This is a genomic window from Deltaproteobacteria bacterium, from assembly GCA_019309045.1.
Lineage (GTDB): Bacteria > Desulfobacterota > Syntrophobacteria > BM002 > BM002 > JAFDGZ01.
Genome location: JAFDGZ010000082.1, coordinates 1 through 12,100 on the forward strand (window position 1 = coordinate 1; position 12,100 = coordinate 12,100).

At 54.7% G+C, this 12,100-nt stretch carries 7 protein-coding genes; all 7 read right to left on the reverse strand.

Features of this window, described 5'->3' with window-relative positions; genetic code table 11:
• On the reverse strand, positions 1-833 hold an 833-nt coding region (locus JRI89_14260; protein ID MBW2072404.1), incomplete at its 3' end, for a type II DNA modification enzyme.
• Between the two features lie 62 nt (positions 834-895).
• Positions 896-1,204: a type II toxin-antitoxin system RelE/ParE family toxin gene (locus tag JRI89_14265; protein ID MBW2072405.1), complete on the reverse strand. Its 309-nt coding sequence runs from the start codon at positions 1,202-1,204 to the stop codon at positions 896-898.
• On the reverse strand, positions 1,189-1,377 hold the full coding sequence (locus JRI89_14270) for a hypothetical protein (GenBank protein ID MBW2072406.1): 189 nt from the start codon (positions 1,375-1,377) through the stop codon (positions 1,189-1,191). Before JRI89_14270 ends, JRI89_14265 begins: the two co-directional genes overlap by 16 nt.
• Before the next feature lie 129 nt (positions 1,378-1,506).
• The gene (locus tag JRI89_14275; GenBank protein ID MBW2072407.1) at positions 1,507-4,326 is read right to left on the reverse strand and encodes a DEAD/DEAH box helicase; all 2,820 of its coding nucleotides are present in this window, start codon (positions 4,324-4,326) and stop codon (positions 1,507-1,509) included.
• Between the two features lie 455 nt (positions 4,327-4,781).
• A complete protein-coding gene (locus JRI89_14280; GenBank protein MBW2072408.1) occupies positions 4,782-9,959 on the reverse strand; it encodes a DEAD/DEAH box helicase in 5,178 nt (1,725 codons plus the stop codon).
• 1,018 nt (positions 9,960-10,977) lie between these two features.
• Positions 10,978-11,175 carry a hypothetical protein gene (locus tag JRI89_14285; GenBank protein MBW2072409.1) on the reverse strand — a complete coding sequence of 66 codons (198 nt, stop codon included), beginning with the start codon at positions 11,173-11,175 and terminating at the stop codon, positions 10,978-10,980.
• Positions 11,176-11,202: 27 nt separating this feature from the next.
• The coding region (locus JRI89_14290) for a (Fe-S)-binding protein (protein MBW2072410.1) at positions 11,203-12,100 on the reverse strand (898 nt) is incomplete at its 5' end.

Consider the following 12,100-nt stretch of genomic DNA (forward strand, 5'->3'; position numbering starts at 1 on the left):
TCTCCAGACTGCAGGCTCTGGCGGAGATTGATATTGGCGGGGTGGGCAATGAATCCCTGACCCAGGGTGGCTATTGCATTCGCCACCCCATCTCGCAGCTGATCGAGGGCGCGGGTGCCGCGCTCCTGAGCCTGCCGGCTCCAGCGTTCCAGCCAGCACTCCTCGGGCTTTTCCGCCTCGAAGCGTGACTGGTGCAGCAGCATGTAGAGGAGGACGAAGTCAGAGTAGACCTCCCCTTCCATCATGCCTTCAATATCGAACTCTACATAGGCCTGGCGCGTGAGGCTGACATTGTCTCGCAGAATCCGCAGCCTGTAGCCGTTGGAAACAATGCCCCAAAGATGCTCCTGAGAGCGGTTGAGGAACTCCTGCACCAGGCTGTGCGGGCTCATCCTGGCAGCGCCTGCAACCCCTGGAGTGCGGCGGTCCAGGTCCTGTTTGAAGCTGACAAAATGAATGGGCGTATGGAGCCAACCGTGGCTTATGGGATAGGTCTTGCCGTCGATTTCCTGGGCCCGGGCTGCAGGGAGTCTGCCGTAGCCCAACTCGTTGAAAAGAACGTGCAGCCAGCGCTCCCTGGTCAAGGTGGTGCCGGCATCACTCTCGGGAAGACTCTTGACTCCAGCAGTGAATACCCACCAGGCGCCTACACAGCGGTTCCAGGCCCGGTTGATTGCCTCGTTGAGCCTCTCGTTCCTGGCCAGATGATAGGACTCGGGGCTGAGTCCACCGAGCTCTTTGTCGCCTTCGGCGATTCTTTGCAAGAGCTCCACCGGCAGCAGACCGCCCTCGGTCTTGATGGTGGTAAATGGTTGCTGGTGTCTCTTTCTCATAATGAGAACCACAGGTATCGAGGCCTGCAGTGTCTTTCACAGATGAGATCCACCCGGCAAAGCTAACGCTCCGATTCCTCCCATGCTGTCCTGAAATCCCGCCGGCCATGAATCAAGGCCACAATCAAGACCTGCTCATCCTCGATACGATATATCAAGCGGTAACTATGCACGAAGACCTCTCGGATCTTTGTGTCTTTGAATTCTGGCACAATGCGGCCTCGCTCAGCAAAGTCGCTCAAGGAGCGCCCAGCCTGCAATACGCGGTGTACAAAAGATACAGCATAAGATGGTGAATCTCGGTGAATGTAAGCAGCGGCTGCATCCAGATCCTGTTCCGCAGCTTCAGCCCAAATTACTTTACGCGCCATTTCTCCATCCGCTTTTCCACTTCTTCCTGGGTATGTGTGAGTCCTTTTTCAACATCACGGAGACCTCGCTGAACTTTTTGACGCACATAGATATGGTACTGAATTTCTTCCAATGTGCTGTCATCAGGAAGATCCTTAAGTAGTTCGATTACTTCCTGCTTTGCTGACTCCATCACTTATCCTCCCTCTAGCTGCCTTCGAGTGGCCACGCCTGAAATGTGGCTACGAGACAGGTTATTGCGGCAAAATGCCGCTCCCACAGGTAATGCGGAGCTTCACAGAGATAATACGCCATTATAGTATCACATCACTGGTAGATAGATATAAATTCCCAGTACGTCTGGCGGCAGATGCGGTTTTACTTTGTAGCGAACACCGCGAATACGGGCTGCTGTTCTCACTCTCCTGTGCGCATCCAGCAGGATATCAGCCCGCTGGCGGGCAATATTCTCCAGTTCTTCTTGCAGGTGCTCGAAAGCAGAAATTATCCTCTCGACATGGCTCGAGGCTATGTCAGGACTGATATTTTCATCTGGTTCACTGAGAAGAAGTTCTTCTGCCGCCTGCTCTGGCAGCCATTCTGCCCTGGCCGGTGCACCCGCAAAGCCCAGGACCTGGCATTCTTCTGCGAGAAGCTGACTTTCACGGCCAGCTTTAATGGTGATAATGTGATAGCGGAAGCGCACCAGAAGGAGCGTGGTCCGCTTCTCTACCTTGCGAGTACGAATAACACCGCACCGTTTTGCCACACCTTCAGCCAGGGGGTCGAGGGAAGTGTTCATCACGTAGGAAGCCAGGTCTGCAACCAACGGTTGTGTCCGATGAAGATAAAGGACACCTTCCTGCACCGGCATTTCAAAACGTGCCCTGAACTGCTGGCCGTCCTGGATGCGAAGTACATCCTTCAACGCCCTCGGCACCTCAGAAATGTCAAAGTGATACTCCTTCCCCACTGCTGATACGACCGCACCATGTGCCTTGAGGGCTTCCTGGAAGAAGTCGGCCACATCAACGCCCGAGCCGATGGCCTGCCGAACAGCTGCCAGCTCTCTGGCAACTTCATCAACCTTGATCGACTCCTGGGCGAAGACAGTGCGGGAGCGCTTTTCTTCACGGTCTCTGGCGGCATCCCATTTGGCATGCAGGTCGTCTCTCTGTTCATACATGAAATCAAAGGAGATCTGTGCCTGTCCGGATTCCTCCCTAAGCAGGAGACCTTCGAAGATGGCCTCCATGACCATGTTGGTATCAGCGGGCACAGGCACAGAGATGCCGAGGCTTTTGCGAATACTCCTGTGCTTCCTCAAAAGTACATCCAGGACGATGCCATCGATCTGGTTATCCAGACCGTAATAGGTGAGTATTCTTACCTTGTCTCTGGGCTGGCCAAAGCGATCCACGCGCCCTTCTCTCTGCTCGTGGCGGGTCGGGTTCCAGCTGAGGTCATAGTGCATAACCGCGTCAAAATAGTCCTGCAGATTGATTCCCTCGCTGAGGCAGTCTGTACAGACCAGCACACGCTGTGGACTGGCAGCGAGCTGCAAAACCCTCTCCTCCCGTTCAGCCGGCGCCAGGGTGCCGGTTACTGCACTAACTGCCACCCTGGCGGGCAGGGCCCTGCGCAGCTCTGCCGCCAGGTATTCAGCAGTGGGTATGAAGCGGCAGAATAGAATCGGCTGATAGCCGGCTTTGATGAAGTCTTTGACAATCAAGATGGCCTTTTGCAGCTTTGCGTCCTTTTTCCCCTTCAAGGCCTCGGCCTCTCTGGCCATCTCGAGCAGGCGGCGACGATGGCGCTTCTCTTCCGGGTCCACCTCCCCGGGATCACTTCCAGGGATGAGGTCAGCATCACCCGCATCCTCAATATCAATATCAAGGACCGTGCGGCGGCCGATCTCGTCTGCCTCTTCAGGAGTCTGGCTGTTGGCTGCAGCGGCCCGGTTGCGAAGAGTTGCCGCAGCAGCAGCCGGGCTGCTTGCCAGCGACCTGAGCAGTGCCAGGGCCGACCACCACAAGACCCTTTGCCGATGATCCCTGCCTTCTGCAGTTCTTACTGACTCCCGGGCATACCTCAATACCTTGTCGAACAGACGTTTGTAAGCTGATTTCTCGCCCAGGGTGTACGATTCTTCGGCCTCTTGCCGCTCCGGAAAGGGGGTTGCCGTTTTCATATAATGGCGGATGTTGGCGCGGCGGCGCTGGACGAAATACTGGGCCAGCTTTCTTCTGTGTTTCTCATTCTGCGGGCCGGCAAGATCATCCGGCAGATCCGCAAAGGCGGGGTCAAGAAAGGCAAGCAGGGAGCGGAATGGTTCCTCTTTGCCGCTGTGAGGGGTGGCGGTAACAAGGATAAGGTGACGGCTCTGATCTTCAGCAAGACGTTTGACCAACCGGTGCCGCTGATGCCTGCTGCCTCTCTGTTCTGTAACGTAGGCGCAGGTGTGGGCCTCGTCAACAATGACCAGCTCCGGGCAGGCTCTGACAAAGTCGTCGCAGCGCCTATCTGACTTGATGTAGTCCATGGACACTATGACATAGGGGTAGTAATCGAAGAGAGACTGCCCCACTCCACATATGCGCTCCAACCTGCTCACTGTGCTGGGAAGAACCAGCTCTGCCTCGATATGAAACTTGTCATGCAGTTCTGCCTGCCATTGTTCAGCCAGGTGCGGGGGGCAGAGAACGGCAAGGCGATTCACCTCGCCCCGATCCAGGAGTTCCCGGGCCAGCAGACAGGCCTCAATGGTCTTGCCAATGCCAACGTCATCGGCAATGAGCAGACGCACAGGATCAAGCTTCAACCCCATGAGAAGCGGCACAAGCTGATAGGGTCGTGGATCTACTGCGATCTTGCCAAATGATCGGAATGGGCCTGCACTGGAACGTGAGCAAAGCCGGACAGCATCTCTCAAGAAGCGGCACGAGCGGAAATCGCCCACCTCAGTCGGCTCCGGCAGCGAAAAAGATGCCGGTTTTACGCTTTCCAGCGGCAGATAGATGCCGGCTACCTCATCGTCCGTACCGCCGAGGGGCCGCAGCATGAGAAGATCTTCCTCGGATTCAGGCAGAACCACCCATTCCCTGCCGCGAGCCTGTACAAGTGAACCGACTGCAAAATTCATAGGACATCCTTGTTAACAAAAGGGGCCAGGGTGCCTTGATGCATTGGACCTGTTTCAGTGCTTTACTTGCATAAAGGCTTCCCCTAACGGCAATATATCTCACGCAAAGCCGCAAAGAACGCAAAGGTATGGCTTGGCTTTTGACTGGCAGCCAATACTATGATCGCTAAAAATATGCCGCCTAGCGGCAAACCGCTGCTATAGCAACGGTTTACACGGGATACGATTGAAACTGAGAATAAGCTCGCTTCTTCTCAGTTTCAATCGTATCCCACTTATATTTTTAGCGATCCCTACTATCAAAGGCTGCCTACTCACCTGCTCTGCAGCATCTTATCTTTGCGACCTTTGCGGCTTTGCGTGAGAAATAGTCCCCCAGCCGCTGCGGTCACGACAACGATGCCTCAGAAACATTAAGAGCCCCGTAGGCAATCTGAAGATTGCGGCTGCTGAGGCTACTGAATCGTCCCAAACACATGGGGATATCTGGCAATTATTTTGTGCCAATCGTCCCCGTGGCCGAACCGTATTACGGTGTAGCCCAAATCCTCGAGACACTCCTCCTGCTCACTATCCCGTTTGGCCCGCTCCGGATACTCGTGTACCGGGCCGTCCACGTAGATCAGGGCAAGATGATCATCATAGAAAAAATCAGGACGAGTCTTGCACCTCTCCAGGAACTTCTGGGCCCCTGATGGCAGATGCAAATCGCGCTTGTCCAGAAAATGGAGCCACGCTCTTTCCAGCTCAGAGCCGGCCTGATTCAGCAGCTGTCTGAGATGCTCTGCTCTCGGTTTGCCGCCGGGCGATGATGCTATTCTGCAGTGGACACATTCCAGCAGGATGCCGCGGATCTCCTGCCTGTCCAGCAGACTATGATCGCGCTGGTTGCTGTAGGTCATCAGACAATCGTAGCAGGCAGCCTCGCAGTCCTCGGTTGCCCGGGGCGGACGACGTTGATCTTCCCCGGTTTCCGGATCGAAGTGGCAGATCTCGAGGGCCCGCCTGGCCACATTGGCGAAAGCATCGGCATCAGAGATAAGCTGGCGCAACACCCCAGCGCCGCCTTCCGCTGCTTCATAGAACAAAAGAACTCGCCTGTTGTCTGGTCGCGGCAGGGGCTCTGCAGCCAGCTCGTTGTCTTCTAATTGATAGATGGTCTGGATAGCCTGCTTGAGTGCTGCCTGCAGAGAACACATCTGCGAATCGCTCAATTGCTTTTGCGGCTCCAGCAGCAGGCAGTTTTTCCGGTCCTCCACGTAAGGCACCACTCGCATGGTGCTGGCACTCATGGGGTCAGCAGGATCTTCCTCGACTGCCTGCTCATTCCTGGCCCAGTATCCCCGTTCGGTATCCAGGACGAACCCCAGCTGATTCTGATTCCTGCGCCTGGTCCAACCAAGATTGATGCGCCAGATGGTTGCAGCATGCCCGTAGCTCAGCCGCGCCAGCACTCCATTGACGGGATGCTCGAGTGTTGCCGTTCGCAGCGACGGCCTGCCGCCGCGCACGGGAAAACGCACAGAAGTTACAATCTCGTAGCCCAGCCTGAGCCGCTCCTCTTCATCGCTGTTGATGCGGTCTCTTCTTCTGGTGGCCACGTTTTGCAGGCGGAAGAGCTGCCGCAAAGGCTGCTGCAATTGACTGCCGCAGTATTCGCATAGATCGAGGCCTTCGCTGCCGTCCACCACAGGATGCAGGTAGCCGCACTGTGGACAGAGCTTGGCGGAGCGGGTAAGGACCTCGTCATCTCCTACCGGCATGATGACCTTGTTGATGATGAAGCGTGAGCCCTCGTGATAGACGATGCTTCTGGGGCCAAACTCCGAGATGGCCAGGAAGCGAGGGCGAGAGAGAAAATCATCCCGTCGGCTGCGTCTGCCGGGTATAAAGGCTGAAAGGGGAAGCCTGGGGAAGTTGTAGCCCGGCAGAAAGCCTTCACTGGCAAAGTAGCGGTAGCTGTAAAAGTCGGAGTCCCGGTATATTTGCGTTTCCAGGAGCAGCTCGAGCTGGGCCTCTGCTTCCCGGCGCAGCCGTCTGGCCTGCCTCTTGTCCTCGGTGCTGCGCGAGGCGTCGCTGATTATTTTGTGCTGGGTATCTCTCTGGTTGGCTGCGGCACGATAGAGTGAGCGCCAACGCTCGCAGGCTTGCTCAAAACTCAAAAGCACTTTGGCAATAACATCATCGAGCCAGCCCTCGCTGTACCAGTCCACCTCGTGCAGTTCGGCCTCTATGCTGGCCATGATCCTCCTGGAGCGCGCCAGAGCTTCCCGGGCAGCCCTGTCGCTCTGGAAAGCCTCTTTCACTGACTGCAGCAGCTCGAGAGTGGGCTTTTCTCCTTCGAGGTCCAGAATATCCCTGAGGGAGCTGCCGAGCGACTGGCCGGTTGCCGCAAGCCAGACAGCGTGTACGTGTGCCTTGATGAGATCCTCATTGGCGAGCTCCAGCTTGGGTGGGGCCACTGCTCCAGCCACCATGAGCTCCGGCCGTTTGAAGAAATACTGGTCATGAGGGCTGCCCGAGGTGCAGTAAGAAAAAACCAGCGCAGGCTGGCCGCTTCTGCCGGCACGGCCGCTCCTCTGGGCATAGTTGGCTGGAGTCGGGGGGATGTTCCGCATGTTCACCACATTCAGGGTGGCAATATCAATGCCGAGCTCCATAGTGGGGGAACAATAGAGGACGGGGAGTGTGCCCTGGCGAAACTTCTTTTCCCGGTCTTCTCTGAGCTCATAGGGTACCTGGGCGGTATGTTCCCTGGCCTCTATGCCCTTCGCCTCAGCAGCGATCTCTTTGTAGAAGGAGACGAAAAATGGGTTTGTTCTGCCTCCCTCTCCTGAAGCAGTGGGCACGCGCAGAGGGTCGTGATATGCCCTGCTGCCGTCGCCGGCAATCCAGCGCATGGCCGCACCTGGAAGCTGAAAGCCTGGAACTTCCCCCTCCTTTTCAGCCGCCACCCTCTCCTCCACAAGACCTGCAATGCGAAGAGTTTGCAGCAGCTGCAGGATGATCTCGGCAGTCTCATCCAGGGTGAGGCGGGACCTGTAGTCGGGAAAGGTATTTGTTCGGCGCAAATACTGTCCAAAAAGGCTTCTGGAAGAGAGATAAACATTGCCCCGATAATCCTGTCCCCTTCTGTAGGAGCGGGGAAAAATGATTGCCGCCTGCACCATGTTCTCATTCTCATCAATGGCCCACGGATCGATCAGCCTCTGGTTGCTCTGCTGTTTTATCCTCTCCTGAAAAGCCAGGTCCAAAAAGTCAACTTTGATCGCCAGCTCCCGGCGCATCAAATCCAGAAGAACCTTGCTGATTGCCTGGCGATGTTCTGGGGAAGCGGTGACAAGGGCCGGGTGAAGATCCTGCCACTCCTCTTCAGCCGCACAGATCTCCGCAAGGGACTGGTATTCAATCTGCAAGAGCCCGCACTGTTCAAGATTTGGCGAGAGAACCCGCCAGCCGCGGCGCAAATCATGATAGAGACGGTAGCCGATCACATTTCTGAGCGCCTGCTTGGTTTCCTCCAGCGCCCGAAATTTCACCTCTGGATCGGCTGCGTATAGCTCGAGGGGAAGATCCAGAGCTTCAAAGACCTTGTAGGTGAGTTCGTCATGCCTGAGGCCATGCTCGCCTGCATTGCGAGCAGCTTTGTAAAGGGCCGAACGAAGGAGCCCAATCTCCACAAAGTCATTGAAATGGCCTGCCTGCAAAGAGGCGTCCTGACGGTTGTCGGTAAAGCTCAGGAGCTTTCGCGCCTGCTGCGGCAGGCTTTGCTCTCGATTGAGGTGGCGAATGGCAGAGAGACTCAGTATGGTAGTAGCCGTGCTGCGGCCTTCAGTGCCAAGTGATGCTAGTTTGCCGATGTCAGATACCTGGCGGGCGCCATAAGAAACACCGCAGTTCAGGCAAAAACGAAACGGTGCCTTCACATAGAAGTAACACACGCCAGCATCAGCTTCCCGGCCGTCGGGCGCGACAGTAATTGCTACAGGAAGATCATGTCTGCGGTTCCGGCGCAGCCGCGCAATGCCGCTGCTTTCCTCCAGCCAATCATCCGGGACTCTATCAAGGATAGCGTCATAGTCCTCCGGCCATGGGTTCGCAGGGTTATGATAGAGGAAGCCGGCCTCGCTCTGTTCGTCATGATAACGGTCTGAGAGCTCCCGGGGGCCGAATATTCTCTGTCTGGTTTCAGAATCGAGGCTCACTCTCACTGCATAGTATTCCTGGCCGCATTCACGACAGAAAACAATGGGCAGGAGAATCCTCCTGCGGTCACCCGGTACGAACTGCTGGCCATAGACCGTAATAAAACGCGAATGATCCGGCTCGAGAGAGGCATAGACGTTGTCTCCGCGGCTGATAAACTGATGCAGCCTGAAAGCAAAGGCAGGAAAGCCTGTCTCGGGATGCTCGCAGCGATAACCGGCAAGAAGCCCTTCTTGTATCGCCCTGATGCATTGCGATTCAGGAACGCCAATCAGTTCACTCAGTTCTCTGCCTGCACCGTGTGGACCGGTGAGGCTTCTTGGCTTGGTCCTTATGAGCCGGCCGGACTGCTCTTCTGTTGTTATGCCAAAGGTATTTTCGATCCAGATGGAGAGGGGATCCGAGACAAAACTGGCATAATCAGTGGGCGGCTGCCGGCTGCCATCGGAAACTCTAGCTTTCAGGTCGTCGATAAAGTGAGCCGCAGATAGATCGGTCTCTGCAGTCGCCTTCCTCAGAGTTTCGCCGATCACTCTTTCCGGTTTGACCGCAGCGCCAAAGAGTTTACCGGCAACTGCGGCAATCTCTTTTCTTTGCTCCTCGTAGGTCCCGGGGCCTGCCAGAGTGGCGGAGGTGCCAACGCATTGCAGATCATGGGCCTGGCAAACATCGCGGAGGCGCCGGACCAGAAGCGCCACATCAGCTCCCTGTCTGCCGCGGTAGGTGTGCAGTTCATCCAGCACCAGAAAGCGCAGGCCCTGGGCAGCCTCGACCAGATTCCTCTCATAAGGCCTGGTCAAGATCAATTCCAGCATTACATAGTTGGTAAGGATAATGTCAGGCGGATTTGCAATGATATTCTGTCTTTCCTCATCGCCTTCTTGGCCGGTGTACCTGGCGAAGCGGACCGGTTCGCCACCTTTCGGATAGCCATAGTTGAGGAACTTCTGAAGTTCGCCAACCTGGCTGTTGCACAGTGCATTCATGGGGTAGACAATGATCGCCCTGATGCCTTTGCCGGAGCCAACGCGCAGCACGTGATCGACAATGGGAACAATATAGGCGAGGCTTTTTCCCGAGCCAGTACCGGTGGTAAGCACATAGTGGTCGGCTGTTCTGGCTGCCTTTACTGCATCTGCTTGATGCCGGTGCAGCCGGAGGGGTTTTCCTGCGTCGTCAGGATCTTTGTTGATCCGGAAAATACGCCTGCACTCCTCGTGCAGCACGCCCTGGTCAACCAGCTCATCGATCCATTCACCAGGTTCAAAGGAAGGGTTGAGTTGAATGAGAGGATCCGGCCAGAGGAGACCATTGGCGAGCGCTTGATTTACGTGCTGCCGCACTCGCTCGTCCTGGATGTGAATAAAGCTCTCAATATAGCTTGCATAGTCTTCTATCAGGCGGTCACGCAGCCCAAAGATGTCCATCAAGTTTACTCCTCTATGAGCAGAGCTCTCCTGTTGATGCTGCCCTCGTAAGGATTCTATGGCATTGGCGATCTGAACAAAATCCGAATCCTCTGTTCACAAAGCGCTCGTGAGTCAGAATACCGTGGCCTATTGTCAAATCAGGTCAAAATAGTTGAGCTTCTGATATCTTTGCCGTACTTCCTGATGCAGCTGAGCAGTGCAGTGGTGTATTTGCCTCGTTGAATTCAGGTCCGCCACCACTTTTCGGCAAGTCCACATATGATTCTTGCAATGAGAAAATCTAATGGATCAAATTATTGTCTACATCTTCACGCACATCAAGAAAAAAATCAAAATTTTGGGAAATTCTGAGATAGGCGGGCGCAGGGGAGGCCTTGTCCTCGAGCCTTTTGGCATCATGCCTGACGCGCCTCCAGGCGGGCGCGGGGGAGGCTGAAGGTGAAGCTACAGTTTACCAGAGAGCCGAAGTCTGCCGACGAGCTGCAGCGTGCTGATGATATGGCGGCAGCTGTTTACAATGGCAAGACCCGTTTTGACAGCTGTTGTGCTGGCATCCTATACTGATTTAAATCCAACAGGATGTCTTTAGCGAATATCACCATTATAAGAAGAGGGCACCGACCATGTTATTCGGAGCCAACAATGTGGATTCTGGCTCTGCAGCGAAGTTACAGGCGGCGAATGAGAGGAGGACGGCACGTCCATAAAATTATAAAATTCTCTGCAACAGTAGAAAACATGCGACACAGAGCATGGAGCATCCTTCGACCCTTTCCATAAACTCAGCGGAATGGACCCTCGTGTTCAAGGTGGCTTCATCAAGCCTGTTCCACACTGTAAAACTTTTCCGAATGCATCTGTAAACTACACAAACATCAATCCTCACGGGAATAGACAGTGTATTTGTGCGCTTTACCATTGACTTTTTCTACCGGGTATTTTCGCTCATTGAACTTCAACTTCTTTAAAAAAATTTTACCCTGATAACTGCCCCCACGCAATCTGAAGATTGCGGCTACCATTCGGGGGCTGATTGTGGGGTAATCAGCTGTATTCTTTTAGATAGTTCCCCGGGGTCGAAGCCAAACTCATGGGTTAAGGTGAGGGCATAGATGAAGACGTCTGCCAGCTCCTCTTTTATTTGCTGGCGGACTCTTCTGTCTGATTTGAGCGCCTCAACTTCTTTGGCATTCGGCAGCTCTGGAAGAAGAATTTTATAATTTTATCCCCTCCCCATGTTCTACCCGTTTCTTATCATCTCCGCATAAATCTCGAGAGGATGTTTCACCACGATCCTGTCGCCGGCCCTGGAGATGGCGTCAGAGATTTGCATCATGCAGGCGGGGCAACTGGTAGCCACAATATTGCAGCCGGTTGCCTGAATGTTGTCCCGTTTCAGTTTGCCGATTCTGGATGATATGTCATAGTATTGCAGGTTGAAGCTTCCCCCCATGCCGCAGCAGGCATCGGAATCTTTCATTTCAATCAGCTCGGACCCCGCCGCTCTGATTACTTCTCTGGGTTCGGCCGACACCCCCAGCGCTTTTTTCAGATGGCAGGGGTCATGATAGGTGACCTTTTCCTGCAGCGGATTAACCATGGCACCCACCCTTTTCAAACCGGCCTTGATTGATAGAAATTGATTGACATCCATGGTTTTTTCCGCCAGGGCATCGACCACACTTTTCAGATCTCCTGCACTGGTTGCCACCATAAAGGGCCATATTTCCTTGATGGTAGAGGTGCACGTAGCACAGGCTGTAACAATATGATCGACACCTTCGGCATCCAGTTTGCACACATTGTGGCGCAAAAGCCGCCTGAATGTTTCCGTGTCTCCGGAAGAAAGAGCAGGTATACCACAGCACCCCTGGCCTTGCGGCATATAGATGCCGACGCCATGGTAGTTCAAAACGTCAATGACTGCCTGTGCCACAGAGGGAAATACTTTATCTATTAAACACCCAACAAAAAATGCCACTTTAAGACCGCTTTCGCCCGGCTCCGAGTTCAATGACGGCATCCGGCGGTGAAACGGTTCGGTTGCCAGAGGTTTGAAATGCCTGTCGGCCAGCAGCGGTGAAACAAATCGGGCGCAGGATGTGCCGACGGTATCGTTTACCCTCCGGGTAAAAAGC